33 protein-coding genes and 1 pseudogene are annotated in these 26333 nt (G+C 70.3%); 26 read left to right on the top strand and 8 right to left on the bottom strand.

The genetic code is table 11. The annotated features are described in order from the left end of the window. Positions 1 to 99 precede the first annotated feature (99 nt). Positions 100 to 873, top strand: a complete 774-nt coding sequence (locus tag AC6EI4_RS04460) for a DUF3027 domain-containing protein (protein WP_498424446.1) — start codon at positions 100 to 102, stop codon at positions 871 to 873. Positions 874 to 905: 32 nt separating this feature from the next. Here the strand turns inward: AC6EI4_RS04460 and AC6EI4_RS04455 are convergent, their stop codons facing one another. Continuing rightward, positions 906 to 1181, bottom strand: a complete 276-nt coding sequence (locus tag AC6EI4_RS04455) for a DUF2530 domain-containing protein (RefSeq protein ID WP_498424445.1) — start codon at positions 1179 to 1181, stop codon at positions 906 to 908. Positions 1182 to 1291: 110 nt separating this feature from the next. Here AC6EI4_RS04455 and AC6EI4_RS04450 point away from each other — a divergent pair, with 110 nt between their 5' ends. The 9 genes and pseudogenes from AC6EI4_RS04450 (at position 1292) to AC6EI4_RS04410 (ending at position 10925) form a co-directional block, all read left to right on the top strand. Next, on the top strand, positions 1292 to 2788 hold the full coding sequence (locus tag AC6EI4_RS04450) for an NCS2 family permease (RefSeq protein WP_498424444.1): 1497 nt from the start codon (positions 1292 to 1294) through the stop codon (positions 2786 to 2788). Between the two features lie 176 nt (positions 2789 to 2964). Then, positions 2965 to 3414, top strand: coding sequence for a MarR family winged helix-turn-helix transcriptional regulator (locus AC6EI4_RS04445; protein WP_498424443.1), 450 nt, complete (start codon positions 2965 to 2967; stop codon positions 3412 to 3414). A 30-nt stretch (positions 3415 to 3444) separates the two neighbouring features. Then, positions 3445 to 4713 (top strand): annotated as a pseudogene (locus tag AC6EI4_RS04440) (MFS transporter); the annotation flags it as partial. A 200-nt stretch (positions 4714 to 4913) separates the two neighbouring features. After that, positions 4914 to 5288 (top strand): 30S ribosomal protein S12, encoded by a 375-nt coding sequence (rpsL, locus tag AC6EI4_RS04435; protein ID WP_428344753.1) that lies wholly within the window; start codon positions 4914 to 4916, stop codon positions 5286 to 5288. Next, a complete protein-coding gene (rpsG, locus tag AC6EI4_RS04430; protein WP_498424442.1) occupies positions 5288 to 5758 on the top strand; it encodes a 30S ribosomal protein S7 in 471 nt (156 codons plus the stop codon). Before rpsL ends, rpsG begins: the two co-directional genes overlap by 1 nt. A gap of 56 nt (positions 5759 to 5814) precedes the next feature. Beyond that, the gene (gene fusA / locus AC6EI4_RS04425; protein WP_498424440.1) at positions 5815 to 7926 is read left to right on the top strand and encodes an elongation factor G; all 2112 of its coding nucleotides are present in this window, start codon (positions 5815 to 5817) and stop codon (positions 7924 to 7926) included. Positions 7927 to 7992: 66 nt separating this feature from the next. Next, the gene (tuf, locus tag AC6EI4_RS04420; protein ID WP_498424439.1) at positions 7993 to 9186 is read left to right on the top strand and encodes an elongation factor Tu; all 1194 of its coding nucleotides are present in this window, start codon (positions 7993 to 7995) and stop codon (positions 9184 to 9186) included. A 113-nt stretch (positions 9187 to 9299) separates the two neighbouring features. After that, positions 9300 to 10097, top strand: a complete 798-nt coding sequence (gene trmB / locus AC6EI4_RS04415; RefSeq protein ID WP_498424437.1) for a tRNA (guanosine(46)-N7)-methyltransferase TrmB — start codon at positions 9300 to 9302, stop codon at positions 10095 to 10097. A 60-nt stretch (positions 10098 to 10157) separates the two neighbouring features. After that, entirely contained in the window at positions 10158 to 10925 is a 768-nt protein-coding gene (locus tag AC6EI4_RS04410; RefSeq protein ID WP_498424436.1) for an inositol monophosphatase family protein, read from the top strand. Positions 10926 to 10978: 53 nt separating this feature from the next. On the opposite strand, the gene AC6EI4_RS04405 is transcribed toward AC6EI4_RS04410, so the two are convergent. Both AC6EI4_RS04405 and AC6EI4_RS04400 read right to left on the bottom strand, forming a co-directional pair. Next, positions 10979 to 11350, bottom strand: a complete 372-nt coding sequence (locus AC6EI4_RS04405; protein WP_498424434.1) for a nuclear transport factor 2 family protein — start codon at positions 11348 to 11350, stop codon at positions 10979 to 10981. Beyond that, positions 11347 to 12177 carry an RDD family protein gene (locus AC6EI4_RS04400; RefSeq protein WP_498424432.1) on the bottom strand — a complete coding sequence of 277 codons (831 nt, stop codon included), beginning with the start codon at positions 12175 to 12177 and terminating at the stop codon, positions 11347 to 11349. The genes AC6EI4_RS04405 and AC6EI4_RS04400 overlap by 4 nt, the downstream gene beginning before the upstream one ends. A 37-nt stretch (positions 12178 to 12214) precedes the next feature. Between AC6EI4_RS04400 and AC6EI4_RS04395 the strand changes: the two genes are divergently transcribed. Then, on the top strand, positions 12215 to 13210 hold the full coding sequence (locus AC6EI4_RS04395; RefSeq protein WP_498424431.1) for a stage II sporulation protein M: 996 nt from the start codon (positions 12215 to 12217) through the stop codon (positions 13208 to 13210). A gap of 380 nt (positions 13211 to 13590) precedes the next feature. Here AC6EI4_RS04395 and AC6EI4_RS04390 read toward each other — a convergent pair whose 3' ends face one another. From AC6EI4_RS04390 to AC6EI4_RS04370, 5 genes are read right to left on the bottom strand one after another with little or no spacing between them, the layout of a single operon-like run. Further along, the gene (locus tag AC6EI4_RS04390; protein WP_498450684.1) at positions 13591 to 14883 is read right to left on the bottom strand and encodes a DUF58 domain-containing protein; all 1293 of its coding nucleotides are present in this window, start codon (positions 14881 to 14883) and stop codon (positions 13591 to 13593) included. Then, entirely contained in the window at positions 14883 to 15962 is a 1080-nt protein-coding gene (locus AC6EI4_RS04385; RefSeq protein WP_498450683.1) for an AAA family ATPase, read from the bottom strand. Before AC6EI4_RS04385 ends, AC6EI4_RS04390 begins: the two co-directional genes overlap by 1 nt. Then, a complete protein-coding gene (locus tag AC6EI4_RS04380; RefSeq protein ID WP_498450682.1) occupies positions 15959 to 17077 on the bottom strand; it encodes a DUF4350 domain-containing protein in 1119 nt (372 codons plus the stop codon). The genes AC6EI4_RS04385 and AC6EI4_RS04380 overlap by 4 nt, the downstream gene beginning before the upstream one ends. Further along, positions 17074 to 17676, bottom strand: a complete 603-nt coding sequence (locus AC6EI4_RS04375) for a DUF4129 domain-containing protein (protein ID WP_498424425.1) — start codon at positions 17674 to 17676, stop codon at positions 17074 to 17076. Before AC6EI4_RS04375 ends, AC6EI4_RS04380 begins: the two co-directional genes overlap by 4 nt. After that, positions 17673 to 18863: a hypothetical protein gene (locus AC6EI4_RS04370; protein WP_498450681.1), complete on the bottom strand. Its 1191-nt coding sequence runs from the start codon at positions 18861 to 18863 to the stop codon at positions 17673 to 17675. The genes AC6EI4_RS04375 and AC6EI4_RS04370 overlap by 4 nt, the downstream gene beginning before the upstream one ends. Before the next feature lie 502 nt (positions 18864 to 19365). On the opposite strand from AC6EI4_RS04370, the gene rpsJ reads away from it, so the two are divergent. The 15 genes from rpsJ (at position 19366) to AC6EI4_RS04295 (ending at position 26317) form a co-directional block, all read left to right on the top strand. Further along, a complete protein-coding gene (gene rpsJ, locus AC6EI4_RS04365; protein ID WP_008360994.1) occupies positions 19366 to 19674 on the top strand; it encodes a 30S ribosomal protein S10 in 309 nt (102 codons plus the stop codon). An 11-nt stretch (positions 19675 to 19685) separates the two neighbouring features. Next, positions 19686 to 20348, top strand: coding sequence for a 50S ribosomal protein L3 (rplC, locus tag AC6EI4_RS04360; RefSeq protein WP_498424422.1), 663 nt, complete (start codon positions 19686 to 19688; stop codon positions 20346 to 20348). Then, positions 20345 to 21019: a 50S ribosomal protein L4 gene (gene rplD, locus AC6EI4_RS04355; protein ID WP_498424420.1), complete on the top strand. Its 675-nt coding sequence runs from the start codon at positions 20345 to 20347 to the stop codon at positions 21017 to 21019. Before rplC ends, rplD begins: the two co-directional genes overlap by 4 nt. After that, positions 21016 to 21321 carry a 50S ribosomal protein L23 gene (rplW, locus tag AC6EI4_RS04350; RefSeq protein ID WP_460800315.1) on the top strand — a complete coding sequence of 102 codons (306 nt, stop codon included), beginning with the start codon at positions 21016 to 21018 and terminating at the stop codon, positions 21319 to 21321. Before rplD ends, rplW begins: the two co-directional genes overlap by 4 nt. Before the next feature lie 40 nt (positions 21322 to 21361). Further along, positions 21362 to 22195, top strand: coding sequence for a 50S ribosomal protein L2 (gene rplB / locus AC6EI4_RS04345; RefSeq protein WP_498424418.1), 834 nt, complete (start codon positions 21362 to 21364; stop codon positions 22193 to 22195). A 15-nt stretch (positions 22196 to 22210) separates the two neighbouring features. Further along, on the top strand, positions 22211 to 22492 hold the full coding sequence (gene rpsS / locus AC6EI4_RS04340) for a 30S ribosomal protein S19 (RefSeq protein WP_498424416.1): 282 nt from the start codon (positions 22211 to 22213) through the stop codon (positions 22490 to 22492). A 33-nt stretch (positions 22493 to 22525) separates the two neighbouring features. Continuing rightward, positions 22526 to 22966 carry a 50S ribosomal protein L22 gene (rplV, locus tag AC6EI4_RS04335; RefSeq protein ID WP_498424415.1) on the top strand — a complete coding sequence of 147 codons (441 nt, stop codon included), beginning with the start codon at positions 22526 to 22528 and terminating at the stop codon, positions 22964 to 22966. Continuing rightward, positions 22966 to 23808 (top strand): 30S ribosomal protein S3, encoded by an 843-nt coding sequence (gene rpsC, locus AC6EI4_RS04330; protein ID WP_498424414.1) that lies wholly within the window; start codon positions 22966 to 22968, stop codon positions 23806 to 23808. The genes rplV and rpsC overlap by 1 nt, the downstream gene beginning before the upstream one ends. 5 nt (positions 23809 to 23813) lie before the next feature. After that, complete coding sequence (gene rplP, locus AC6EI4_RS04325; protein WP_498424413.1) at positions 23814 to 24233, top strand: 50S ribosomal protein L16; 420 nt, start codon at positions 23814 to 23816, stop codon at positions 24231 to 24233. Next, the gene (gene rpmC, locus AC6EI4_RS04320) at positions 24230 to 24481 is read left to right on the top strand and encodes a 50S ribosomal protein L29 (protein WP_498424505.1); all 252 of its coding nucleotides are present in this window, start codon (positions 24230 to 24232) and stop codon (positions 24479 to 24481) included. Before rplP ends, rpmC begins: the two co-directional genes overlap by 4 nt. Next, on the top strand, positions 24478 to 24759 hold the full coding sequence (gene rpsQ / locus AC6EI4_RS04315) for a 30S ribosomal protein S17 (RefSeq protein WP_498424412.1): 282 nt from the start codon (positions 24478 to 24480) through the stop codon (positions 24757 to 24759). The genes rpmC and rpsQ overlap by 4 nt, the downstream gene beginning before the upstream one ends. A 70-nt stretch (positions 24760 to 24829) precedes the next feature. Then, positions 24830 to 25198, top strand: coding sequence for a 50S ribosomal protein L14 (gene rplN / locus AC6EI4_RS04310; RefSeq protein WP_017932847.1), 369 nt, complete (start codon positions 24830 to 24832; stop codon positions 25196 to 25198). A 3-nt stretch (positions 25199 to 25201) separates the two neighbouring features. After that, positions 25202 to 25558 carry a 50S ribosomal protein L24 gene (gene rplX, locus AC6EI4_RS04305; protein ID WP_498424411.1) on the top strand — a complete coding sequence of 119 codons (357 nt, stop codon included), beginning with the start codon at positions 25202 to 25204 and terminating at the stop codon, positions 25556 to 25558. Further along, the gene (gene rplE / locus AC6EI4_RS04300) at positions 25558 to 26130 is read left to right on the top strand and encodes a 50S ribosomal protein L5 (RefSeq protein WP_498424409.1); all 573 of its coding nucleotides are present in this window, start codon (positions 25558 to 25560) and stop codon (positions 26128 to 26130) included. Before rplX ends, rplE begins: the two co-directional genes overlap by 1 nt. Before the next feature lies 1 nt (position 26131). Then, on the top strand, positions 26132 to 26317 hold the full coding sequence (locus AC6EI4_RS04295; RefSeq protein WP_010831721.1) for a type Z 30S ribosomal protein S14: 186 nt from the start codon (positions 26132 to 26134) through the stop codon (positions 26315 to 26317). Positions 26318 to 26333 lie beyond the last annotated feature (16 nt).

Below are 26333 nucleotides of genomic sequence, written 5' to 3'. Positions count from 1 at the left end.
GCCGGTAGGGCCGCAGTGGCACTCGGGGGAGCCGTTCGCGAGACGGATCTCGGGCCGGGGCGACAGAGGAGGGGGGCATGCGTCATGATTTCGCGTGTGATGGCCACCCTTCGTTCCAAGCCCGACGCCGCTGCGGCAGCCGCGGTCGACGTCGCCCGCGCGGCCCTGCTCGACCTCGTCGACGCTGCCGATGTGGGTGAACACCTCGCCCTGCAGGCCGAGGGGGAGCGCGTCGTCACCCATCTCTTCGACTGCCTGCGCCCGGGCTACCGCGGCTGGCACTGGTCGGTCACGGTGGCGCGCGCCTCGCGCCAGAAGAAGATCACCGTGGACGAGGTGGTGCTGGTGCCCGGCGAGGAGGCGATCGTCGCCCCGCCGTGGCTGCCGTGGAGGGAGCGCGTCCGCCCGGGCGACCTCTCACCCGGCGACCTGCTCCCGGTCGAGGACGACGACCCGCGCCTGGTCCCGACGTACTCGTTCGGCGACGACCCCCTCGACGCCGACGACAAGGCTCAGATCCGCCAGGTCGCCACGGACCTCGGGCTCGGTCGGGTGCGCACCCTCTCGGTCGAGGGTCGTGACCTGGCCGCTCAGCGCTGGTACGACGGGGACGGCGGCCCGACCTCCCCGGTCGCCCAGGCGGCCCCCGAGCCGTGCACGACGTGCGGGTTCCTGATGCGCATCGCCGGCCCGCTCTCGGAGATGTTCGGGGTCTGCGCGAACGGCAGCGCCAACGACGACGGCCGGATCGTGTCCTTCGACCACGGCTGCGGTGCCCACTCCGAGGTCCAGCTGGCCCGCAAGCACCAGCCGCTGCCGCCGCTCGAGCCGGTGGTGGACACGATCAACCCCGACGACATGGAGTCGTTCTAGCCCTGGCTGGGCCTACCGGCTGACTCTCCCGGCTAGCCCTCCGTGCGGGCCTGGCGGCGCCGGCGGCAGTACTCCACGCCGAACAGCCCCAGGCCGAAGCCGGCCAGGCATGTCCACAGCCACCACTCGCGGCCGCTCTCGTTCAGCTCGCCGTAGAACGGCAGCAGGGCCACGAACGCGACCAGCCACAGCGCGGTGCCGACCGTGACCGTGCGGACGCCGTCGACGTCGAGCGGCTCGACGTCGGCGACGAGGTAGGTGCGGTTGCCGATCTCGTGCGTCATCGGCTGCTCGTCGCGGTTCTCCACGCCTCCACGCTAGACGATGGGCGGGCCGACGCGGCGGCGCGGCTGCGTGGTCGCACGGTGTGACGAAGATCCAAGTCCGCATTCGTCTCATCCAGGCATCGATGGCTCGGATGGGGCTCCCGGATCTGACACAGTTGTCATCTGTGGACAAGCAGACGACACGAACCGCCCCCGAGTCCGTAGGCGCACTCGACTCCTGGTTCAAGATCTCCCAGCGAGGATCGACCGTCGGACGCGAGGTGCGCGGCGGCATCGTCACCTTCCTGACGATGGCCTACATCCTGGTGCTCAACCCGATCATCCTCACCGGTGGCACCGACGTGAACGGCGACCAGCTCGCCGGCGGCGACGTGGCTGCCATCGCGGCCGCGACGGCGCTGGTGGCGGGTCTGCTGACGCTGGTGATGGGCGTGGTCGCCAACTTCCCGATGGCACTGGCCGCGGGACTGGGGCTGAACGCCTTCGTCACCTACTCGATCGCCAACCAGATGACCTGGGCCGACGCGATGGGCCTGGTGGTGATGGAGGGCCTGATCATCCTGGTCCTCGTGCTCACCGGCTTCCGCGAGGCGGTGTTCAAGGCCGTTCCCGGGCAGCTGAAGGTGGCCATCTCGGTCGGCATCGGTCTGTTCATCACCCTGATCGGCCTGGTCGACGCGGGGTTCGTGCGCAAGACCGCCTCCTCGGTGCCGGTGGAGATGGGCATCGGCGGGCAGCTGCAGGGCTGGCCGGTGCTGGTGTTCGTGATCGGCCTGGCGCTGCTGATCGGCCTCTACGTCAATCAGGTGCGCGGCGCGATCCTGATCTCGATCCTGACCACCACCGTGATCGCCATCATCGTGGAGAAGATCGCGGACGTGGGCCCGACGTTCCGCGCGGACGGCACGGTCAACCCCAAGGGCTGGAACCTCAACGTCCCGGACTGGCCGGACAAGATCGTCCAGATGCCCGACTTCGGCCTGGTCGGCGAGTTCAACCTGCTCGGCTCGTGGGAGAACGCCGGCGTGGTCACCGTCGCGCTGCTGATCTTCACCCTGCTGCTGGCCGACTTCTTCGACACCATGGGCACGATGACCGCGATCGGGGCCGAGGGGCGCCTGCTCGACGAGGACGGCAACCCGCCGAACACCAAGCGGATCCTCATCGTCGACTCGCTCGCCGCCGCGGCGGGTGGAGCCGCCAGCGTCTCGTCCAACACGTCGTACATCGAGTCGACCTCCGGGGTCGCCGAGGGCGCCCGTACCGGTCTGGCCTCCGTGGTCACCGGCGTGCTGTTCCTGCTGGCGACGTTCCTGGCTCCGCTGGTGCGTGTGGTGCCGAACGAGGCCGCGGTGCCGGCGCTGGTGCTGGTCGGCTTCCTGATGATGCAGCAGGTGCGCGGCATCGACTGGGACGACCTCGAGATCGCCATCCCGGCGTTCCTGACGATCGTGGTGATGCCGTTCACCTACTCGATCTCGGCCGGCATCGGCGCGGGCTTCCTGGCCTACGTCCTGATCAAGGTGGTGCGCGGCAAGGTCGGCGAGGTGCACGGGCTGATGTGGGTGGTGGCCGTGCTGTTCGCGGTGTACTTCGCGATCAACCCGATCTCGAACTGGGTGGGCTGAGCCTCAGGCGATCGCTGAACTTGTCGGGCGAAACTTCGGCCGACAAGTACAGCGTTCCCCGGCCGACCGGGGAAACCACCGGCCCCCGGACCACCGCCGGGCCCCCGGAGCGACTGTGGCGCGCATCACTCGAAACTGCTGGAATAGTTAGCAACGGTAACGAGTTGGGGAGAGGTGTGCCCATCCCTCAGCCCGCCTCGCGCACCGACGCCGGCCTCGCCGCCGAGCTTCGCCTGTCCGTGATGCGGCTGCGCCGACGTCTGGCCGCCGAGCGGCACCCCGACAACGAGCTGAGCTCGGGGGCGATGGCGGTCCTCGGGACGCTGCTGCGCCAGGGGGAGTGCCCCCTCGGTGAGCTCGCCGCGATCGAGCGGGTCCAGCCGCCGTCGATGACCCGGACCGTGAACGCCCTCGTGGACCGTGGCCTGGTCGTTCGCCGCCCCCACGACACCGACGGCCGTCAGGTGCTGGTCGCGCTGTCGGAGCCGGGCCGGCAGGTCGTGCTGGCCGATCGTCGCCGTCACGACGCGTGGCTGGCCCGCCGGCTGGCCGAGCTCGAGCCCGAGGAGCGCGAGGTGCTGCGCCGGGCCACCCCCATCCTGCAAGCACTGGCCCGGAAGGACTGAACCACCACGTCTCCCACGTTCAAGGCGCTCGCCAACGCCAACTACCGTCTCTACGCCGCAGGCGGTGTCGTCTCCAACGTCGGCACCTGGATGCAGCGCGTCGCCCAGGACTGGCTGGTCCTGCAGCTGGCCACCAGCGGCGGCACCGCGCTGGGCATCACCACCGGACTGCAGTTCCTGCCGATCCTGCTGCTCTCGCCCTACGCCGGGCTGGTCGCCGACCGGGTCTCCAAGCGGACCCTGCTGCAGGTCACCCAGGTGATGATGGCGCTGCCCGCCCTCGTCCTCGGTCTCCTCGCGGTGACCGGGGTCGCCGAGGTGTGGCACGTTTACGTGCTGGCCTTCGTCTTCGGCATCGGCACCGCCTTCGACGGTCCCGCCCGGCAGTCGTTCGTCAGCGAGATCGTCACCCGCGAGGACCTGAGCAACGCCGTCGGCCTCAACTCCGCCTCGTTCAACGCCGCGCGTCTCGTCGGACCCGCCATCGCCGGCCTGCTGATCGCCGCGCTCGGCGGGGGAGCGGTGGCCACCGGCTGGGTGATCATCATCAACGCCTTCACCTACGCCGCCCCGATCGTCGCCCTGCGCGGGATGAACCCCGCGCTGCTGGCCACCCCCGAGCCACTGCGCAAGGGAGCCGGAGGCGTGCGCGAGGGCATCCGCTACGTGCGCGGCCGCCCGGACCTGCTGCTGATCCTGACGATCGTGTTCTTCGCGGGCACCTTCGGGCTGAACTTCCAGATGACCTCCGCGCTGATGGCCACCGAGGTCTTCGACAAGGGGCCCACCGAGTACGGCCTGCTGGGCTCGGTGATGGCGGTCGGCTCGCTCGCCGGCGCCCTGCTCGCGGCCCGGCGCACGCACGTCGGTCAGCGCCTGGTGGTGCTCGCCGCGCTGGCCTTCGGGGCCTCCGAGGTGGTGGCGGGGCTGCTGCCGCACTACTGGTCGTTCGCGCTGTGGATGCCGGTGCTCGGGGTCAGCGCGCTGACCATGATCACGGCCGCCAACACCGTCATCCAGATGTCGGTGGAGCCGGCCCTGCGGGGGCGGGTGATGGCGCTGTACATGATGATCTTCATGGGCGGGACCCCGCTGGGCGCTCCCGTGGTCGGCTGGATCGGCGAGGTCTTCGGAGCCCGCTGGACGCTGCTCGGGGGAGGGGCGATGACGATGGTCGGCGTGCTGCTCGCGGTGGCCCTGTTCGGGCCCGGTCGCCGCGTTTTGACCGGCATTGTGCGGCCGAGTAGTCTTTTCCCTCGTGTCTGGAACAACCAGGCCGTTGCGCGTGCTCGGAAGTAGTCGGCGGGTCGAAACCGCCGGTGACGGGCACGGATCCCGGCGCAAGTTACCCGTGTGGTGACTATCGGGGAAGGGCGACACGCCCGACCGCGGGGGTTGTAGCGGTTCAGGTTCGCCGAGCACCACCAGTACACAGAGCAGCATCATCGTGCCCAGCAGAGCGCCGGGTACTGAGAGAGAAAACGAAGGGGAACCACCAGGTGCCCACGATTAACCAGCTGGTCCGCAAGGGCCGCCAGGACAAGGTGTCCAAGAGCAAGACGCCTGCCCTCAAGGGTTCGCCCCAGCGCCGCGGTGTCTGCACCCGCGTCTACACGACCACCCCGAAGAAGCCGAACTCCGCCCTGCGCAAGGTTGCCCGCGTGCGCCTGTCCAGCGGCGTCGAGGTCACGGCGTACATCCCCGGTGTGGGTCACAACCTTCAGGAGCACTCGATCGTGCTCGTTCGCGGCGGCCGGGTGAAGGACCTCCCCGGTGTCCGCTACAAGATCATCCGCGGCTCGCTCGACACCCAGGGTGTCAAGAACCGCAAGCAGGCCCGCAGCCGTTACGGCGCGAAGAAGGAGAAGAGCTAATGCCGCGTAAGGGTCCCGCCCCGAAGCGCCCGCTCGACGTCGACCCGGTCTACGGTTCGCAGGTCGTCACCCAGCTGGTCAGCAAGGTCCTGCAGGACGGCAAGAAGCAGGTTGCGCAGCGCATCGTCTACACGGCGCTCGAGGGCTGCCGCGAGAAGACCGGCACCGACCCGGTCGTCACGCTCAAGCGTGCGCTCGACAACGTGAAGCCGGCTATCGAGGTCAAGTCCCGCCGCGTCGGCGGTGCGACCTACCAGGTCCCGATCGAGGTCAAGCCCAACCGCAGCACGACGCTGGCCCTGCGCTGGCTCGTCGGCTATGCCCAGGCCCGTCGCGAGAAGACGATGTCGGAGCGGCTGATGAACGAGATCCTCGACGCGAGCAACGGCCTCGGCGCCGCGGTGAAGAAGCGTGAGGACACCCACAAGATGGCCGAGTCCAACAAGGCCTTCGCGCACTACCGCTGGTGACATCGGTCCGATCGGACCGATCCACCTCCCGACTTCTCCGAGGGGACGACACTTAAGTGGCTGTCGACATCACCACGGACCTCAACCAGGTCCGCAACATCGGCATCATGGCGCACATCGACGCCGGCAAGACCACCACCACCGAGCGGATCCTGTTCTACACGGGCATCACGTACAAGATCGGTGAGGTCCACGAGGGCGCCGCCACGATGGACTGGATGGAGCAGGAGCAGGAGCGCGGCATCACCATCACGTCCGCCGCGACGACCTGCTGGTGGAAGAAGCACCAGATCAACATCATCGATACCCCCGGACACGTCGACTTCACGGTCGAGGTCGAGCGTTCGCTGCGCGTCCTCGACGGTGCCGTCGCGGTGTTCGACGGTGTTGCCGGTGTCGAGCCGCAGACGATGACGGTGTGGCGCCAGGCCAACAAGTACTCCGTGCCCCGGATGTGCTTCGTGAACAAGCTGGACCGCACCGGCGCGGACTTCTTCCGCTGCGTCGACATGATCATCGAGCGGCTGAACTCCACCCCGCTGGTCCTGCAGCTCCCGATCGGCGCCGAGGGCGACTTCATCGGTGTCGTGGACCTCGTCGGCATGCGTGCCCTGACCTGGCGTGGCGAGACCACGATCGGTGAGGACTACGAGGTCGAGGAGATCCCCGCCGAGCTCGCCGAGCAGGCCGCGGAGTACCGCGTGAAGCTCCTCGAGACGATCGCGGACGCCGACGACGCCATCATGGAGAAGTACCTGGAGGGTGAGGAGTTCACCGTCGAGGAGCTCGAGGCGGCCATCCGTCGCGCCACGCTGGCCGACAAGGTCAACCCGATCCTGTGCGGCACCGCGTTCAAGAACAAGGGCGTCCAGCCCCTGCTCGACGCGGTCGTCAAGTACCTGCCCTCGCCGCTCGACATCGAGGCCGTCGAGGGTCACAAGGTCAACGACGAGGAGACGATCATCAAGCGTCGTCCCGCCGACGACGAGCCGTTCGCCGGCCTGGCGTTCAAGATCGCCTCCGACCCGCACCTGGGCAAGCTGACCTTCGTCCGCGTCTACTCGGGCAAGCTCGAGGCGGGCGCGACCGTGCTCAACTCGGTCAAGGGCCGCAAGGAGCGGATCGGCAAGGTCTACCAGATGCACGCCAACAAGCGTGAGGAGATCGCCTCGGTCGGCGCCGGCCAGATCGTCGCGGTGATGGGTCTCAAGGACACCACCACCGGCGAGACGCTCTGCGACGTGCAGAAGCCGGTCGTCCTGGAGTCGATGACGTTCCCGGCCCCGGTGATCGAGGTCGCGATCGAGCCCAAGACCAAGAGCGACCAGGAGAAGCTGGGCACGGCCATCCAGCGGCTGTCGGAGGAGGACCCCACCTTCACCGTCAAGACCGACGAGGAGACCGGCCAGACGATCATCGCCGGCATGGGCGAGCTGCACCTCGACGTGCTGGTCGACCGCATGCGTCGCGAGTTCCGCGTCGAGGCGACCGTCGGCAAGCCGCAGGTGGCCTACCGCGAGACGATCCGCCGCAAGGTCTCGAACCACAGCTACACCCACAAGAAGCAGACCGGTGGCTCGGGTCAGTTCGCCAAGATCGTCATCTCGATCGAGCCGAACACCGACCCCGAGACCGGTCACGGTGCCGGCTACGAGTTCGCCAACAACGTGTCCGGTGGTCGCATCCCGCGGGAGTACATCCCCTCGGTCGACCACGGTGCCCAGGAGGCCATGGAGTTCGGCGTCCTCGCCGGCTACCCGATGGTCGACGTGAAGGTCTCGCTCGAGGACGGCGCCTACCACGACGTCGACTCCTCCGAGCTCGCCTTCAAGATCGCCGGCATCGCGGCCTTCAAGGAGGCCGCACGGATGGCGAAGCCGGTCCTGCTCGAGCCCGTGTTCGCGGTCGAGGTCACCACTCCCGACTCCTTCCTTGGAGACGTGATCGGTGACATCAACTCGCGGCGCGGCCAGGTCAGCAGCATGGAGGACCGTCACGGCGACCGCGTCGTCAACGCCCTTGTGCCGCTGTCAGAGATGTTCGGGTACGTTGGCGACCTGAGGTCCAAGACCTCCGGCCAGGCTTCGTACTCGATGGAGTTCGACTCGTACGCCGAGGTTCCTCAGAACGTCGCCGACGAGATCATCAAGAAGGTTCGCGGCGAGTAATCTCGTCCGGACCTCGGCATCACCCCAGTACGAGTCAAGTAACAACCCACACCAGGAGGAGCCCCAGTGGCTAAGGCGAAGTTCGAGCGGACCAAGCCGCACGTCAACATCGGCACCATCGGTCACATCGACCACGGTAAGACGACGCTGACCGCGGCGATTACCAAGGTGCTGCACGACGCGTACCCGAACCTGAACGCCGCTTCGGCGTTCGACGAGATCGACAAGGCTCCCGAGGAGCGTCAGCGCGGCATCACGATCTCGATCGCGCACGTGGAGTACCAGACGGAGAGCCGTCACTACGCGCACGTCGACTGCCCCGGTCACGCCGACTACATCAAGAACATGATCACCGGCGCGGCGCAGATGGACGGCGCCATCCTGGTGGTCGCGGCCACCGACGGCCCCATGCCGCAGACCCGCGAGCACGTCCTGCTCGCCCGCCAGGTCGGCGTTCCCGCCCTGGTTGTCGCCCTGAACAAGTGCGACATGGTCGACGACGAGGAGCTCATCGAGCTCGTCGAGATGGAGGTGCGCGAGCTCCTCTCCGAGTACGAGTACGACGGCGACGACATCCCCGTGGTCCGCGTGGCTGCCTTCCCGGCGCTGCAGGGCGACGAGAAGTGGGGCAAGTCGATCCTCGAGCTCATGGCGGCGGTCGACGAGGCCATCCCGACCCCCGAGCGTGAGACCGAGAAGCCCTTCCTCATGCCCGTCGAGGACGTCTTCACGATCACCGGTCGCGGCACGGTCATCACCGGCCGTATCGAGCGCGGCATCATCAAGGTCAACGAGGAGGTCGAGATCGTCGGCATCCGCGAGGGCGCGATGAAGTCGACCGTCACCGGTGTCGAGATGTTCCGCAAGCTGCTCGACGAGGGCCAGGCCGGTGAGAACGTCGGTCTGCTGCTTCGTGGCACCAAGCGCGAGGACGTCGAGCGCGGCATGGTCGTCATCAAGCCGGGCACCACGACGCCGCACACCAACTTCGACGCGTCGGTCTACATCCTCTCGAAGGAGGAGGGCGGCCGTCACACGCCGTTCTTCAACAACTACCGCCCGCAGTTCTACTTCCGTACCACGGACGTTACGGGCGTCGTGACCCTTCCCGAGGGCACCGAGATGGTCATGCCGGGTGACAACACCGAGATGTCGGTCGAGCTCATCCAGCCCATCGCGATGGACGAGGGCCTGAAGTTCGCGATCCGCGAGGGTGGCCGCACCGTCGGCGCCGGCCGGGTCACCAAGATCACCAAGTGATCTAGCCTCACCAGCAGCACCGAACGGCCCCGGACCTCGCGGTCCGGGGCCGTTCGCCTTTTTTCAGCCAGTCCTTTCCTCCCGTCTCCCCCTGACCCGCGCAGGAGAACGCCGTGCCCCTCTCGCCCGAGACCTCCGGCCCGCCCGCCGAGCCTCCCGCCGTCCCGCAGTCCGGCGACGACGCGGACCAGCGCGGCGTACGCCCGGCGCGCCCGCACCACCGGCTCACCGAGGACGGACGCCGGGTGCGCGAGGTGCTGACCTACTCGCGGCGCGGCAGCCGGTTCACCGACCGCCAGCGCGAGGCCTGGGAGGCGCACGCGGGGGAGTGGGTGATCCCCGACGAGGCGGTCGACGACCCGGGCTTCACCCTGGCGGGGAGCTTCGCGCGCCCGGCGCCGCTGGTGGTGGAGATCGGCTCGGGGGTCGGCGAGGCGACCGCCGCCCTGGCCGCGGCGCGACCCGACGTTAACGTGCTGGCCTTCGAGGTGTGGCGCCCCGGAGTGGCCGAGGGCCTGGGCCGGGTCGCCGAGGCGGGCGCCACGAACGTGCGGTTCTGCTCGGTGGACGCGGTCTGGTCCCTGGAGCACCTGCTCGCCCCCGGCGCGCTGGCTGAGCTGTGGACCTTCTTCCCCGACCCGTGGCACAAGAAGCGTCACCACAAGCGGCGCCTGGTCAACCCGGAATTCGTCGCGCGGGCGGCCTCGCGGCTCACGCCCGGGGCGGTGTGGCGCCTGGCCACGGACTGGGCGGAGTACGCCGAGCAGATGGTGGAGGTCCTCGACGCCGAGCCCCGCCTGGTCGGCGGCGTGGTCGAGCGCTGGGCGCCGCGCCCGGTCACCAGGTTCGAGCGTAAAGGCCTGGCCGCCGGCCGCTCGATCACCGATCTGGCCTACCGACGTACCGACTGAGCCGGGACGGGCCCCAGCCCCCTCCCGGCGGGGCGGGCGGGTTTTGGCATAGTGGCGGCCATGGACAGCGACGCCGTGCTCGCACTGCTGCAGGAGGTCGCCGCGGAGCTCGTCGAGCCGCGCTTCCGCGCCCTGGCCGAGCACGAGGTGATGGAGAAGAACCCCGGTGACCTGGTCACCGTCGCCGACCGCGAGGCCGAGGTGGCCATCACCCGGCGGCTGCAGGCGGCCTACCCCGACGCGCTGATCGTCGGCGAGGAGGCGGTCTCGGCGGACCCCTCGCTGCTGCACGGGCTCGACCGCGTGGAGCACTGGTTCTGCGTGGACCCGATCGACGGGACCAAGAACTTCGTGCACGGCTCGCCCGACCACGCCGTGATGGTCGGTGAGGTCCGCGGTGGGGAGATCGTGCGCAGCTGGATCTGGCAGCCCGCGCACGCGCGCGCCTACGTCGCCGAGCGTGGCGCCGGGGCCTGGGCCGACGGAGTGCGGCTTCGCCAGCCGACGCCCGCGGATCCGCGGCGTCCGCGCGGGGTGACCTCGATGCGGGGCCGGGTCGGCACCTCGCTGGGCGCCCTGGACCCGATGGAGCTGTCCTGGGTGTGCTGCGGGGTGGACTTCCCCCAGCTGGTCACCGGCGCCACCGACTACGTGCTCTACGGGATGACGAAGCCCTGGGACCACGTGCCCGGCACCCTGCTCACCCGCGAGGTCGGCGGCAGCGTGACCCATCCCGACGGCTCCGACTACCTGCCCACCGACATCGACCTGCCGGTGCTGGTCTGCGCCGACGAGAGGGTCCGCGACACGGTGCTGCCGCTGCTGTGAGGACGGCGGGCGCCGTCAGTGGTGGCCGGGCCGTCAGGGGTTGCCGGGCGCCGTCAGGGGTGGCCGGGCGCCGTGTCCGGTGAGCGGGTGCCCTGGTGGAAGCGCAGCCGCCAGCCCTCGGGCGCCTCGTCGACCCACACGGAGCTGCGCAACGAGCCGGACGAGCCGGAGATCCGGTAGGTCACCAGGACCACTCCGGGGCCCAGCGGGACCGCCGTGAAGCCCTCCGCCTGTCCGGACACCTCGGCGTCGGTGCTCAGCGCGGCGATCAGGGTCTCGCGGTCCCACACGCGCCCGGACGCGCCGTACTCGACGAAGTCGGGGTGCAGCAGGCGCTCGAGGTCCTCGCGGCACACCCGCAGGGTGGGGTCGAGCAGCAGCCGCTCACGGCGGACGACCTCGGCGAGATCGGCGGACGTGCTCATCGGCGGCGCCCGACGCCGAGCCGGCGCCGCAGCTGCTCCTCGCGTCGCAGACGGGCCGCGTCGCGCTCGCGGCGCCCGGCGATCACCGCGGCGAGGTAGGGCTCGGGCGGGGTGCCGGGCGGCGGGGCGGGCGCGACGTACTGGCTGACCTCGACGGCCAGACGCACGCCCAGATCGTGGCGCGAGCGGGGATCGAGGTGGGGGGCGCGGGAGAGGAACTGGCGCACGCCCAGCGCGAGCGGGACGGGCAGGCTCGCGATGTCGGCGGTGGCCGCCCAACTGGCCAGCGGAGGCGGCATCGGCGGCGGCGGCGCCAGGCGCAGGGGCATCCGGTCCCGGACGACGTAGGTGCCGGCCGCGTAGTCGCCGAGCCGCTTGCCCTTGCTGCTGAGCAGGGCGGAGAAGAAGGCGGGCGCCCCGGTGAAGGCGTAGATCTCCACGAACCCGACCAGCGCCCGCACGAACGCGTGCTGGAACGTGATCGGGCCGGCGTCGTCGCGCACCGTGCGCAGCCCGAGCGCGAGCTTGCCCAGGGAGCGGCCGCGGGTCAGCGTCTCGATGGCGGTCGGCCAGACCAGGAACGCGGTGATCATCGTGGCGATGTAGGCGACCCACAGCAGCGCCTCGTCGGTGTCGAGGGCCGCGACCAGCGCGACCAACATCATTGCGATCAGCAGGACGAGGGTGGCGGCGACGTCGATGAGTCCGGAGGCGATCCGGGTGCCCAGGCCCGCCGGGGGCAGGTCGAGGGCGACGGCCTCGCCGGTGACCAGGTCGTCTTCGGTGAGGGTGGCGAACTCCGGGGCGCGCGCGGACGTGGAGGACATCGCCGCCAGCATAGGGGTCAGCGCCTAGGCTCGGGGCGTGGATCTGGACGCCTACGTGCTCGCGCACCACCTGGAGTGGCGACGCCTCGAGGAACTGACCCGGCGGCGCCGGCTGAGCGGGGCCGAGAGCGATGAGCTCGTGGAGCTCTACCAGCGCGCCGCCACACACCTCTCGGTGGTGCGTACCTCGGCTCCCGACGCGTCGGTGGTCGCCTACCTGTCCTCGGTGCTGGCGCGGGCGCGCACCCGCTCCTCCGGCAGCCGGGTGACCACCTGGGGCGCCGTCGCGTCGTTCGTGACCGAGCGCTTCCCCGCCGCCCTGTACCGGCTGCGCTGGTGGTGGCTGGCCACGATGGGCGCCAACGTGGTGGTGGCGGCGGTGATGATCTGGTGGCTGCTCGGGCACGGCGAGGTCGAGCAGACGCTGCTGTCGGCCGACGAGGTCGACCAGCTGGTGGAGGAGGACTTCGAGGGCTACTACAGCGAGCACGCCGCCTCGCACTTCGCCGCCCAGGTCTGGGTCAACAACGCCTGGGTGACGGCCCTCTGCCTGGGACTGGGCATCCTCGGGGTGCCGGTCGTCTACCTGCTCTTCACCAACATCGCCAACCTCGCGATCATCGGGTCGATCATGATCCGGCACGACCACGGCGCCCACTTCTTCGGCCTGCTGCTCCCGCACGGGTTGCTCGAGCTCACCGCCGTCTTCGTGGCCGCGGGCGTCGGGTTCCGGCTCTTCTGGTCCTGGGTCGAACCGGGCGCGCTGAGCCGCTCGCAGTCGGTGGCCCGCGAGGGGCGCACCGCCGGCACCGTGGCGTTGGGCCTGGTCGGGGTGCTCTTCGTGAGCGGGCTCATCGAGGCCTTCGTGACCCCGTCAGGGCTGCCCACCTGGGCCCGGCTCGGCATCGGCATCCTGGCAGAGGCGGTGTTCTTCGGCTACGTGTTCGTGCTCGGCCGCGCGGCGTACCTGCGCGGGCACACCGGCGACGTCGACGCGTCCCTGCTGGAGGACCGCGCCGCTACTGCCGCCTGACGTCGGCTGTCGCGGGGCGGCGGTGGTCGGGTCGGCGGTGGTGCGTCGGGGCGGCGGGGGGCGGGGCGGCGGGGTGCGCCGAATGGTCAGAGACGGCATGTTCTGACGCCGTTTGGCATCCGTTGGGGACCAAACGGTGGGGGTATGGGCGCGGTTCGGCGGGGGAGGGCGTGGGTGGTGCGTCGATTGGTCAGAGACGGCATGTTCTGACGCCGTTTCGCGTCCGTTGGGGACCAAACGGTGGGGGTATGGGCGCGGTTCGGCGGGGGAGGGCGCGGGTGGTGCGTCGATTGGTCAGAGACGGCATGTTCTGGCGCCGTTTTGCGTCCGTTGGGGACCAAACGGCGGGGGTGGGACGGCGTACGGCGGGGGCGGGGGCGTCAGAGCAGCCCGCGCGCCTTGAGGGCCAGGTAGTGGTCGGCCAGGGCCGGGGGGAGGTCGTCGGCGTCTGCGTCGAGGACGTCGACGCCGAGGGTCTGGAGCAGGTCGGCGGTGTGGCGTCGGCGGAGCAGGGCCTGCTCGGCGGCCGCGGCGGCGTAGACGTCGCCGATGCCGTCGCGGGCGTGGGCCATGCGCTCGAGGGCCGGGTCCTTGACCGAGGCGAGGACGACCCGGTGGTGGCGCACCAGGGAGGCCAGGACGGGGAGCAGGCCCTCCTCGACCGCGGCCGGCTCCAGTGGCGTGAGCAGTACGACGAGCGCGCGCTGGCGTCCCAGGCCGGTGACGGCGCCGGCGATGCTCGCCCAGTCCGCCTCGGCGATGACCGGCGCCAGATCGGCCATTGCGTCCTGCATCCGGGCGGCGACGTCGCGCCGGCCCGAGAAGCGCATCCGGGTGCGCACCCGCCGGTCCGCGGCGACGAAGTCGACCCGGTCCCCGGCCCGTGAGGCCAGCGCCGCCAGCAGGAGGGCGGCGTCCATCGCGGAGTCGAGGCGGGGCACGTCCTCGACGCGCCCGGCCGAGGTACGCGAGGTGTCCAGCACGATCACCACGCGACGGTCCCGCTCGGGCTGCCAGGTGCGCACGACGACGTTGCGGTTGCGCGCGGAGGCCCGCCAGTCGATGGCGCGCACGTCGTCCCCGCGCACGTACTCGCGCAGCGAGTCGAACTCGGTGCCCTGGCCGCGCACCCGCACGGCCGCGCGGCCGTCCAGCTCGCGCAGGCGGGCCAGGCGGCTGGGCAGGTGCCGGCGCGACTCGAACGCAGGCAGGGCCCGCACGGTGCCGGGTACGTCGAGGGTCCGCTGCCGCCCGGCCAACCCCAGCGGGCCGTAGCTGCGCACGGTCACCCCGGCGGCGTGCAGGTCGCCGCGCCGGCGCGGGTGGAGGCTGGTGTCGAGCAGGAGCCGGTCGCCGGGGGAGAGGTGCACGCGGTGCCGGTTGGCCCCGGCCCCGGCGCTCGGCTGCCAGGCGTCGCGCACCCAGGCCCGGACGGTGCGTGAGGAGGGGTTGCCCACCACCAGGAGGCTCTGCGCCGACTCCCCGAGCCGGACGGACCCGGGCTCGCGGCGTACGACGTCGAGGCGAGCCGGACGCGGCGCCAGCAGCCAGTCCGCCGCCACCAGCAGCAGGACCGCGAGCAGCCACAGCCACACGGTGCCCGCGACCGGACGCAGTACCACCGGGACCAGGCCCAGCAGGACCAGCAGCGGGACCCGGCCGGTGAGCGCCATCAGCGCGGGACCGGCACCGAGGCGAGTGCCGAGCCCAGCACCTGGGCGACGTCGACCCCCTCGAGCTCGGCCTCGGGGCGCAGCCCGAGGCGGTGCACCAGGGTCGCGTGGGCGAGCGCCTTGACGTCGTCCGGGGTGACGAAGTCGCGGTCGTTGAGCCAGGCCCAGGCGCGGGCGGCGTGCATCAGCGCGGTCGCCCCGCGCGGGCTGACACCCAGGCTCAGCGACGGCGACTCCCGGGTGGCGCGCGCGACGTCGACGATGTAGCCGGCCACCTCGGGAGCGACCTGGACCCGGCGCACGGCGCGCTGCCCGGCGGCGATGTCCTCGGGGCCGGCCACCGCGCGCACCCCGGCGCCGGCGACGTCGCGCGGGTCGAAGCCCGCGGCGTGACGGCGCAGGATCTCCAGCTCCGCGTCGCGATCGGGGACCGGCAGCACGACCTTGAGCAGGAACCGGTCGAGCTGCGCCTCGGGCAGTGGATAGGTGCCCTCGTACTCGACCGGGTTCTGGGTGGCGGCCACCAGGAAGGGGCGCGGCAGCAGGTGCGAGACGCCGTCGACCGACACCTGGCCCTCCTCCATCGCCTCCAGCAGCGCGGACTGGGTCTTGGGTGGCGTCCGGTTGATCTCGTCGGCGAGCAGCAGGTGGGTGAAGACGGGGCCCTCGCGGAAGCTGAGCTCGCCGCGGTGACTGTCGATCACCATCGATCCGGTGATGTCGCCGGGCATCAGGTCGGGCGTGAACTGCACCCGCCGCGAGTCGATGGACAGCGCCGCCGCGAGGGTCCGCACCAGCAGCGTCTTGGCGACCCCGGGCACGCCCTCCATCAGCACGTGCCCGCCGCACAGCAGGGCGACCAGGAGCCCCGACACCGCGGCGTCCTGGCCGACGACGCCCTTCGCCACCTCCTCACGCACCGCCGCGAGGCGTGCCCGGGCCTGCGCCGCGGAGTCCGCCTCTGCCGGGTTCGGGGAGGCAACCGGGAACGTCGCGCCGTCCGGTCCGGTGTCCGGCGCAGACCCCTCCTTCCGGAACGGGTCGCGAAGATCCCGGCGGTGCTGTGCGTCGTCGCTCATCGGCGGCGTACCTCTTCCTCGAGTGCGGCCAGGTCGCTGGCCAGGGTGAGCAGGGCGTGGTCATCGGTCGGTGCGGGAGCCTCCGGGCTCAGCAGCGCCCACACCTCGGTGGGAGGCCGGCGCAGGTGGCGCGCCACCTCCTCGACGAGTACGGCGGGCGGGGTGGTGGCAGGGAGCCGGAGCCGCTCGGCGGCGCGGCGTCGGCTGGCGCGGCGCAGCACCCGCGCCGCGTGGCCCCGGTCGCCGGCCTTGCGGTAGAGCAGGCCCCGGCTCTGCGTGGTCTCCACGGCCCTGACCACCACCGGCAGCGGCTCGGTGACCAGCGCGCCGAGCCGTCGTCCGCGCCACAGCAGCAGGCCGACCACGGCGAGGCTGACGATCGCCAGCCCGGGGCCGAGCCAGCGGGGGAGCAGGTCGGGCAGGTCGACCGCGTCCCCGGCGACGAGGTCCTCGGCGTCGGGGACGTACCAGACCAGCCGCCGGTCCTGGCCCAGCAGCCGCAGCGCCACCGCGGCGTTGTCGGCGCGGAGCACCTGGTCGTTGGACAGCGCCTCGCCCGCGCCGAGCACGAGGAGACCCGGGCGGGGCTGCACCAGCAGGGAGCCGCCGTCGGCGGAGAAGCAGCCTGTCTCGCCGTAGGCACGGGCCCGGTCGACCTCGAGCGACAGCTCGCCGGGGACCAGGGCGTCGAGCTCGCCGGCGCACGACGCCGAGCGCGCCAACCCGACGGAGACCGACGCGACGGTGGCGTCGATCCCCAGGGAGTCGAGGGCGAGCGGGTCCGGCTCGACCACGATCAGCCGGCTCGCGTCCTGCTCGAGGAGGCGGCGCGAGGTGCTCGGCCCGAGCTGGTCGGTGGAGGTCACCACCACCGAGGTCGAGGTGTCGACCTCGGCGTCGTCCAGGGCGTCGGCGCCGCGGGCCACGCTGACCTGCACGCCCTCCTCGGACAGCACCCGGGCGAGGGCCTGCGCGCCGCTGCGCCGCGGGTTCTCCGGGTCCAGGGCGCCCCCGTGCGTCTGCGGCGAGCCGCCGAGCAGGACGGTCGCGGCGAGCGCCGCCAGCACGGTCCCCCCGACGACCAGGGCGGAGCGGCGCCCACGCCAGCGGGTCACCGGACACCCGCCAGCTCGTCGTCCAGGGACAGCATCGTCCGCGCCTGCGCCGCCGTGGCCGCACGGCCTCCGTAGAGCACCCGGTCGAAGCTGTCGGCGGCGTCGTGCAGGGCGCCCTCGGCGCGTGGGTGGGCCTGCGCCGCGACCAGGGCGACCTCGTGCGCGGTGGCTCCCGGCGCGTCGAGCACCACCCCACGCTCGACCTGGTGGGCGGTGAGGGCGCGGAAGGCCTCGACGAGGGCGAGCGCGTGGTCGCCCCGCTCGAGGGCGTCCTGCGCGCGCTCGCGCAGCTGCGCGGCGCTGAGCGGCTCCCCGGTGAGCACCGGGCCGGCCGGGCGGCCGGCTGCCGGGTCGCGCCGGGCCCGGGAGAGCAGCCAGCCCAGGGCCAGCAGCAGAGCCAGACCGAGCGCCATCGCGGCGAAGGTGGTCAGCGCGGGTGAGTCGGTCGCGACCGCGGCGCCCTGCTCGAAGCGGCGGCGGATCCAGGTGAGCAGCCGGTCGAGGATCTCGCTGTCCTGGTACTCCGGGCCGAGGAGCTCGCGGCGCAGCCGGGCGCGGCCCTCCTCCCCGTCCGGGTGCAGGGGCGGCTCGAGCCTCACCGCAGGAACCCGCCGGTGCGTGCGACCAGCTCCACGTCGTACGCCTCCTTGCGGATGCGCTGGTCCAGGTACTGCAGGGCCGCGACGGTGCTGGTGAACGGCGTGGTGAACGCGTACTGGATCGTGGTGCTGGCGGCGAAGACGAGCAGCGTGACGAGCAGGACGGCCTCGGGGGAGTCGAGGAGGAACGTGAAGACCTGACCGACGAGGCTGACCGGCGTCGTGAGCACGCTGCCGGCGATCCCGGTCACCAGGGCGGTGAGCAGGGCGATCCCGAGCGTGCGCCAGAACTGGCCGCGGCTCAGCGCCAGCGAGCGGCGCAGCGCCCCGAGGACCCCCACCGGCTCGAGCATCAGCGCGGGGACCGCGTAGTACTGCACCCGCACCCAGCCCCACACCAGCAAGGCCGCCAGCACGGGCAGGCTGACCAGCAGGTAGCCGACGACGGCGAGCGTGTCGCCGTACGCCGCCACCGGGACCCAGCTGAGCGCGTAGCCGGCCAGGACGACCAGCACGGCCGTGCTCAGCAGCGCGGCCAGTCCCAGCAGCCGCCAGCGCTTCCCGCGCGTCGCCGCCCAGGCCTGGCTCAGCGTCAGCCGCCCTCCGAGCGCCGCCGCCATCGTCACGTGCGCGACCATCCCGGTGACCAGCACGATGCCGGCCGCCTGCAGCGCCAGGCCGACGAGCAGGGACACGGCCGTCAGCACCAGCCCGGCCACCTCGCCGGCCGTCGCGGGATCGTCGGACCCGGGCGCCGGGTCGGCGAGCAGGTCCTCGAACAGGAAGGACTGCGAGACCATGCTCAGGTCGAGGATCTGGGTGAGCACCGCGACCACCAGCACCGGGATCGCCAGCGTCAGCGCCGAGACGAAGGTGGCCGAGCCGACGGTCGCGCCGGGGTTGCGTCGGATGATCTTGAAGGCGCCGTCGTAGATGTCACTCAGGCGCAAGGGCCGCAGCGGGATGGCACCCGGCTTGTGGGCGGCGGCCAGCGCAGGCAGACCGGGGCCGCCGGGGCCCAGCGGTCCGGGTCCGGGGCCGAGGGGTCCGGGGCCGGCCGCCGGCCAGGGGTACGCCGGGGGAGGGGGCGGCGTGTAGCGCGCGGGGCCGGGCGCAACCGCCGCGTAGCCCGGCGGCGGGGCGGGCCAGGCGCCCCCCGCGGACTGGTCGCCGTTGTCGGGCGCCATCGTTCCCCCCTGTATGGTGCTGAGTGGCAGTAGCTTGTCGGTCCGGGAGAGTGCGAGAGCCCCTTCCCGCGGCCATCTTGTCAGGCTCCTGTTCCGGCGCTGCGCCGGTCCGTTCGGCTGGTCCGTGCGGCGGGTGGCAGAGCCGGTGGCGGACCCCTCGCGCGGATTTTGTTTCCGTGTGGGACTCTGCCAAGATAGTCCGGTTGCTCCGGCGGGTCGCCGGGGTGCGTGTCACACACCTTGATTACTGAATCGCGTCTCCCTGTGGATCGATCGGTGCTCTGGCGTGCGGCCGCACCGATCTGGGGACCCGATCAGCCCGACGAACCCGTCGGGCGCCACTGAATACAGCGAGACCCCGGTCTCGTGTCGCGAGAAGAGTGCGCGACACGCCCGACCGCGGGGGTCGGCGGATCAGGTGGTGGAGCACGGGCGGGACGGCCTCACCCGAGGTTGTGTCGTGACCAGCACGCGGTACCGAAGATAAGGACGAGAGAGACCTATGGCGGGACAGAAGATCCGCATCAGGCTCAAGGCCTATGACCACGAGGTGATCGACACCTCGGCGCGCAAGATCGTGGACACCGTCACCCGTACGGGTGCCAAGGTCGCCGGCCCGGTGCCGCTGCCGACCGAGAAGAACGTGTACTGCGTCATCCGCTCGCCCCACAAGTACAAGGACTCCCGCGAGCACTTCGAGATGCGCACGCACAAGCGCCTCATCGACATCATCGACCCGACGCCGAAGACGGTCGACTCGCTGATGCGCCTCGATCTGCCTGCTGGTGTCGACATCGAGATCAAGCTCTGAGGTCTGCCGAGATGACTTTCGAACGAAACGTGAAGGGCCTGCTGGGCACGAAGCTCGGCATGACCCAGACCTGGGACGAGAACAACCGCATCGTCCCCCTGACTGTGATCGCCGCGAGCACCAACGTGGTCACCCAGGTCCGCCAGCCCGCCACCGATGGCTACAACGCCATCCAGGTCGGCTTCGGCGAGATCGAGGGCCGCAAGGTCAACAAGCCGCAGGCCGGTCACTTCGACAAGGCCGGGGTGACCCCGCGTCGCCACCTGGTCGAGATCCGCACCGCTGATGCCGCGTCGTACAACGTCGGGCAGGAGCTCTCTCCCGAGCTCTTCGCCGCCGGCGAGCAGATCGACGTCACCGGCACCAGCAAGGGCAAGGGCTTCGCCGGCACGATGAAGCGTCACGGCTTCCACGGTGTCGGGGCCTCCCACGGTGCGCACAAGAACCACCGCAAGCCGGGATCGATCGGCGCCTGCGCCACCCCGGGTCGCGTCTTCAAGGGCACCCGCATGTCCGGCCGGATGGGTCACGACGCCGTCACCACCCAGAACGTCACCGTTCACGGTGTGGACGTCGAGCGCGGCCTGATCCTGCTCAAGGGTGCGGTCCCCGGTCCGAAGGGTGGCCTCGTGGTCCTCCGCTCGGCAGCCAAGAGTGAGGGAGTTGCTCAGTGAGCACCGAAGTGAAGAAGGCCAAGGTCGACCTCCCGGCCGAGATCTTCGACGTCCAGGTCAACATCCCCCTGATCCACCAGGTGGTCGTGGCCCAGCAGGCCGCTGCCCGTCAGGGCACGCACTCCACCAAGCGTCGCGGCGAGGTTCGCGGTGGTGGCCGCAAGCCGCACAAGCAGAAGGGCACCGGCCGCGCCCGTCAGGGCTCGACCCGCGCACCGCAGTTCACCGGTGGTGGCGTGGTGCACGGCCCCAAGCCGCGCGACTACGACCAGCGGACCCCCAAGAAGATGAAGGCCGCCGCTCTTCGTGGCGCCCTCTCCGACCGGGCCCGCAACGACCGCGTGCACGTCGTCGACGCCCTGGTCTCCGGCGACAAGCCGTCGACCAAGGCCGCGCTCGCCGCGATCGCCCAGGTCAGCAACCGTCGCCGCGCGCTCGTCGTGCTGGAGCGCAACGACACCCTCACCTGGCTCTCGCTGCGTAACGCCCCCGACGTGCACATCGTCGCGGTCGACCAGCTCAACACCTACGACGTGCTGGCCAGCGACGACGTGATCTTCAGCCGCGGCGCGTACGACGCGCTCGTGGCGGGTGCGCCGAAGGGCAAGTCCGCCAAGGCCGTCGCCACCTCCGCCGAGGCCGCCGCCGAGACCGAGGAGGCCTCCAAGTGAGCACCCTGCAGAAGGACCCGCGCGACATCCTGATCGCACCGGTCGTGTCCGAGAAGAGCTACAGCCTCCTCGACGCGAACAAGTACACGTTCATCGTGCGGCCGGACGCCAACAAGACCGAGATCAAGATCGCGGTCGAGAAGGTGTTCAACGTCAAGGTCACGTCGGTCAACACGATCAACCGTCAGGGCAAGACGCGTCGCACCCGCTTCGGCATGGGCAAGCGCGCCAACACGAAGCGGGCGATCGTCAGCCTCGCCGAGGGCCACCGCATCGACATCTTCGGAGGTCCGGTCTCCTGACCGGGCTCCCAAGAGACAGAGCAACGAGGACATCTGACTAATGGCTATCCGTAAGTACAAGCCGACTACCCCGGGCCGTCGTGGCTCGTCGGTCGCCGACTTCGTCGAGATCACCCGGACCACGCCGGAGAAGTCGCTGACGCGTCCGCTGCCCAAGAAGGGCGGCCGCAACAACCAGGGCCGGATCACCACGCGGCACCAGGGTGGCGGCCACAAGCGCGCCTACCGCATCATCGACTTCCGCCGCTACGACAAGGACGGCGTGCCGGCCAAGGTCGCTCACATCGAGTACGACCCCAACCGCACCGCCCGTATCGCGCTGCTGCACTACATCGACGGTGAGAAGCGCTACATCATCGCGCCGAAGGACCTGACCCAGGGCACCGCCGTGGAGTCCGGCCCCAACGCCGACATCAAGCCCGGCAACAACCTGCCGCTGCGCAACATCCCGGTCGGTACGACGATCCACTGCGTGGAGCTGCGTCCCGGCGGCGGTGCCAAGATGGCCCGCTCCGCCGGTATCAGCGCCCAGCTGGTTGCCCGTGAGGGTAGCCGCGCCACGCTGCGTCTGCCGTCGGGCGAGATGCGCTTCGTCGACGTGCGCTGCCGCGCCACCATCGGCGAGGTCGGCAACGCCGAGCAGTCCAACATCAACTGGGGCAAGGCCGGCCGCATGCGCTGGAAGGGCAAGCGCCCGACCGTCCGCGGTGTCGTCATGAACCCGGTCGACCACCCGCACGGTGGCGGTGAGGGCAAGACCTCCGGTGGTCGCCACCCGGTCTCGCCCTGGGGCAAGGCCGAGGGCCGTACGCGCAAGCGCAAGGCCAGCGACTCGCAGATCATCCGTCGCCGCAAGTCCGGCAAGAAGCGCTGAGAAGGGACCTGAGAGATGCCTCGCAGCCTGAAGAAGGGTCCCTTCGTGGACGGCCACCTCATGAAGAAGGTGGATGCCGAGAACGACAAGGGCTCGCACAACGTCATCAAGACGTGGTCGCGTCGCTCCATGATCGTGCCGGACATGATCGGTCACACGATCGCCGTGCACGACGGGCGTAAGCACGTCCCCGTCTTCGTGACCGACTCGATGGTCGGCCACAAGCTGGGCGAGTTCGCCCCCACCCGCACCTACCGCGGGCACGTGAAGGAAGACCGGAAGGGTCGCCGCCGCTGACGCGGTGGGACCAGAAACTGGAGATTACGAGCAATGAGCGTTACTGAGCGCAGGCGCACCAGCGCCCGCCGCGAGTCGCTGCTCGGCGACCAGCCGGGCTCCTTCGCGAGCGCCCGCTTCGTGCGGATCACGCCGATGAAGGCCCGCCGTGTCGTCGACATGGTCCGCGGTCTGCCCGTCGAGGACGCCCTCGCGCTGCTGCAGTTCGCACCGCAGGCCGCGTCCGAGACCGTCTACAAGGTGCTGGAGAGCGCCGTTGCCAACGCCGAGACCACTGAGGGTCTCGACGCCGGCAACCTGGTCGTCTCCGTCGCCCGCGTCGACGAGGGCCCGACGATGAAGCGCTGGCGCCCGCGTGCGCAGGGCCGCGCCACGCGGATCAACAAGCGCACGAGCCACATCACGCTGGCGGTTCAGCCGGCCGATGTGCTCGCGGTGAACAAGCAGGCGAAGAAGAAGGGACGGACTGCCTGATGGGGCAGAAGATCAACCCGAACGGCTTCCGCCTCGGTATCTCTACCGACCACAAGAGCCGCTGGTACGCCGAGAAGCTGTACAAGGCCTACGTCGGCGAGGACGTGGCGATCCGCAAGCTCCTGTCCAAGGGCATGGAGCGCGCCGGCATCGCCAAGGTCGAGATCGAGCGCACCCGTGACCGCGTCCGTGTGGACATCCACACCGCGCGTCCCGGCATCGTGATCGGTCGCCGTGGCGCCGAGGCCGACCGGATCCGTGGCGAGCTCGAGAAGCTCACCGGCAAGCAGGTGCAGCTGAACATCCTCGAGGTCAAGAACCCCGAGGTCGACGCGCAGCTGGTCGCCCAGGGCGTCGCCGAGCAGCTCTCTGGTCGCGTGCAGTTCCGTCGTGCGATGAAGAAGGCCATCCAGACCTCGATGCGCTCGGGTGCCAAGGGCATCCGGATCCAGTGCTCGGGTCGTCTGAACGGCGCCGAGATGTCGCGCACGGAGTTCTACCGCGAGGGTCGCGTCCCGCTGCACACCCTGCGTGCGGACATCGACTACGGCTTCTACGAGGCCAAGACGACCTTCGGCCGCATCGGCGTGAAGGTCTGGATCTACAAGGGCGAGGTTGCGGGCACCCGCGCCGAGCGCGAGGCCCAGGCTGCTGCCCGGGCCGGTGCGCCCGGCCGTGGCCGTCCGCCGGCCCGCGGCGGCGAGCGTCCGAACCGCGGTTCGCGCGCCGACCGTCCGACCCGTTCGGGTCGCGACGGCGCCCCCGCCGAGAGCACCGCGGCACCCGAGGCTGCGGCCCCGGTTGCTGCTGAGACCCCGGCACCCGCCGGGCAGGAGGGCTGACCGTCATGCTGATGCCCCGTCGTGTCAAGCACCGCAAGCAGCACCACCCCAAGCGGACCGGTGCGGCCAAGGGTGGCACGAAGATCGCCTTCGGCGACTTCGGCATCCAGGCGGTCGAGGGCCACTACGTGACCAACCGCCAGATCGAGTCGGCGCGTATCGCGATGACCCGCCACATCAAGCGAGGCGGAAAGGTGTGGATCAACATCTACCCTGACCGTCCGCTGACCAAGAAGCCCGCCGAGACCCGCATGGGTTCGGGTAAGGGCTCCCCGGAGTGGTGGATCGCCAACGTGAAGCCCGGCCGCGTCATGTTCGAACTTTCCGGTGTTTCGGAGGAAGTCGCCCGCGAGGCCATGCGCCGCGCGATGCACAAGCTCCCGATGAAGTGCCGCTTCGTCTCCCGCGAGGCAGGTGAATTCTGATGGCTACAACCGCACACGAACTCGACGAGCTTACGAACGTCGACCTCGAGGCCAAGCTGCGTGAGGCCAAGGAGGAGCTGTTCAACCTGCGCTTCCAGGCCGCCACCGGCCAGCTGGAGAGCAACGGCCGTCTGCGGACGGTCAAGAAGGACATCGCCCGGATCTACACCGTGGTGCGTGAGCGCGAGCTCGGCATCCGGTCCACCCCGGGCACCAGCACGGATGCCCAGGAAGGCGGCGCCGCATGAGCGAGCAGACCGAGATCACCACCAGCGAGCGCTCGGCCCGCAAGGTCCGCGAGGGCCTCGTCGTCAGCGACAAGATGGACAAGACCGTCGTCGTCTCCGTCGAGGACCGTGTCAAGCACGCCCTCTACGGCAAGGTGCTGCGTCGCAGCAGCAAGCTCAAGGCGCACGACGAGCAGAACCAGTGCGGCATCGGCGACCGGGTCCTGATCATGGAGACCCGTCCGCTCTCGGCCACCAAGCGCTGGCGTGTCATCGAGATCCTCGAAAAGGCTAAGTAAACCCACTAGTTCGGCCAGGCTCGCGCTCCGCTGAGAGCGCGAGAACCGGTGCGACAACCAGGAGAAACTGATGATCCAGCAGGAGTCGCGACTCAAGGTCGCCGACAACACCGGTGCGAAGGAAATCCTTTGCATCCGTGTTCTCGGTGGCTCGGGTCGGCGCTACGCCGGTATCGGCGACGTCATCGTTGCCACCGTCAAGGACGCGATCCCCGGCGGCAACGTGAAGAAGGGTGACGTCGTCAAGGCCGTTATCGTGCGCACCGTCAAGGAGCGTCGCCGTCCGGACGGTTCGTACATCCGCTTCGACGAGAACGCCGCCGTCATCCTCAAGAACGACGGCGAGCCCCGAGGCACCCGCATCTTCGGCCCCGTGGGCCGCGAGCTGCGCGAGAAGAAGTTCATGAAGATCATCTCTCTCGCGCCGGAGGTGCTCTGAGTCATGGGTAAGAACATGAACATCAAGAAGGGCGACACCGTCAAGGTGATCGCTGGCAAGGACAAGGGCGCCGAGGGCAAGGTCATCGCGGTCTTCCGCGACGAGGACCGCGTCATCGTCGAGGGTGTCAACCGGATCAAGAAGCACACCAAGGTCGTGAACCAGGGTGCGGGCAACACCGGCGGCATCATCACCACCGAGGCTCCGATCCACGTGTCGAACGTGATGCTGGTCGAGGGCGACGGCGTGACCCGGATCGGCTTCCGCCGTGACGAGGTCACCAAGCGTCGTCCCGACGGGTCCACCTACACCGCCCAGCGCAGTGTGCGCATCTCGCGCAAGACCGGTGAGGAGATCTGATGACGACGAACACCACCGAGGCTCCGTCGATGCCCCGTCTGAAGGTCCGCTACCGCGAGGAGATCCTCCCCGCGCTGCAGTCCGAGTTCGACATCAAGAACGTCATGCAGGTTCCCGGCCTCACCAAGGTGGTCGTGAACATGGGTGTCGGCGAGGCGGCCCGCGACTCGAAGCTGATCGAGGGCGCCATCAAGGACCTGACCGCGATCACCGGTCAGAAGCCGCAGGTCACCAAGGCTCGCAAGTCCATCGCGCAGTTCAAGCTGCGCGAGGGCATGCCGATCGGTGCGCACGTCACGCTGCGCGGCGACCGGATGTGGGAGTTCCTGGACCGTCTGCTGTCCCTGGCCCTGCCGCGCATCCGCGACTTCCGCGGTCTGAGCGGCACCCAGTTCGACGGCCGTGGCAACTACACCTTCGGTCTCACCGAGCAGGTCATGTTCCACGAGATCGACCAGGACAAGGTCGACCGGTCGCGCGGTATGGACATCACCGTCGTGACCACGGCCACCAACGACGCCGAGGGCCGCGCGCTGCTCAAGCAGCTCGGCTTCCCGTTCAAGGAGAACTGACATGGCGAAGACTTCCCTGAAGGTCAAGGCCGCCCGCAAGCCGAAGTTCGCTGTCCGCGGTTACACCCGCTGCCAGCGTTGCGGCCGACCGAAGGCGGTTTACCGCAAGTTCGGTCTGTGCCGTATCTGCCTGCGGGAGATGGCGCACCGCGGCGAGCTGCCGGGCGTCACCAAGTCCTCCTGGTAATGACCTCTTCGAGCCG

The organism is Nocardioides sp. Z43_10, from assembly GCF_059766615.1.
This window is presented reverse-complemented; position numbering and strand designations above follow the sequence as displayed.

Bases quoted from the DNA above. Each gene is read 5' to 3' on its own strand.
- rplV (WP_498424415.1), top strand. From the start codon at position 22,526: ATGAGCGTTACTGAGCGCAGGCGCACCAGCGCCCGCCGCGAGTCGCTG.
- rplX (WP_498424411.1), top strand. From the start codon at position 25,202: ATGGGTAAGAACATGAACATCAAGAAGGGCGACACCGTCAAGGTGATC.
- AC6EI4_RS04370 (WP_498450681.1), bottom strand. From the start codon at position 18,863: ATGGCGCCCGACAACGGCGACCAGTCCGCGGGGGGCGCCTGGCCCGCC.
- rplP (WP_498424413.1), top strand. From the start codon at position 23,814: ATGCTGATGCCCCGTCGTGTCAAGCACCGCAAGCAGCACCACCCCAAG.
- rpsG (WP_498424442.1), top strand. From the start codon at position 5,288: ATGCCGCGTAAGGGTCCCGCCCCGAAGCGCCCGCTCGACGTCGACCCG.
- AC6EI4_RS04450 (WP_498424444.1), top strand. From the start codon at position 1,292: ATGGGGCTCCCGGATCTGACACAGTTGTCATCTGTGGACAAGCAGACG.
- rplC (WP_498424422.1), top strand. From the start codon at position 19,686: ATGACTTTCGAACGAAACGTGAAGGGCCTGCTGGGCACGAAGCTCGGC.
- AC6EI4_RS04385 (WP_498450683.1), bottom strand. From the start codon at position 15,962: ATGAGCGACGACGCACAGCACCGCCGGGATCTTCGCGACCCGTTCCGG.
- AC6EI4_RS04295 (WP_010831721.1), top strand. From the start codon at position 26,132: ATGGCGAAGACTTCCCTGAAGGTCAAGGCCGCCCGCAAGCCGAAGTTC.
- AC6EI4_RS04400 (WP_498424432.1), bottom strand. From the start codon at position 12,177: ATGTCCTCCACGTCCGCGCGCGCCCCGGAGTTCGCCACCCTCACCGAA.
- rpsS (WP_498424416.1), top strand. From the start codon at position 22,211: ATGCCTCGCAGCCTGAAGAAGGGTCCCTTCGTGGACGGCCACCTCATG.
- rplN (WP_017932847.1), top strand. From the start codon at position 24,830: ATGATCCAGCAGGAGTCGCGACTCAAGGTCGCCGACAACACCGGTGCG.
- AC6EI4_RS04405 (WP_498424434.1), bottom strand. From the start codon at position 11,350: ATGAGCACGTCCGCCGATCTCGCCGAGGTCGTCCGCCGTGAGCGGCTG.
- AC6EI4_RS04460 (WP_498424446.1), top strand. From the start codon at position 100: ATGGCCACCCTTCGTTCCAAGCCCGACGCCGCTGCGGCAGCCGCGGTC.
- AC6EI4_RS04410 (WP_498424436.1), top strand. From the start codon at position 10,158: ATGGACAGCGACGCCGTGCTCGCACTGCTGCAGGAGGTCGCCGCGGAG.
- rplE (WP_498424409.1), top strand. From the start codon at position 25,558: ATGACGACGAACACCACCGAGGCTCCGTCGATGCCCCGTCTGAAGGTC.
- rplB (WP_498424418.1), top strand. From the start codon at position 21,362: ATGGCTATCCGTAAGTACAAGCCGACTACCCCGGGCCGTCGTGGCTCG.
- rpsC (WP_498424414.1), top strand. From the start codon at position 22,966: ATGGGGCAGAAGATCAACCCGAACGGCTTCCGCCTCGGTATCTCTACC.
- rpsQ (WP_498424412.1), top strand. From the start codon at position 24,478: ATGAGCGAGCAGACCGAGATCACCACCAGCGAGCGCTCGGCCCGCAAG.
- AC6EI4_RS04390 (WP_498450684.1), bottom strand. From the start codon at position 14,883: ATGGCGCTCACCGGCCGGGTCCCGCTGCTGGTCCTGCTGGGCCTGGTC.
- rpsJ (WP_008360994.1), top strand. From the start codon at position 19,366: ATGGCGGGACAGAAGATCCGCATCAGGCTCAAGGCCTATGACCACGAG.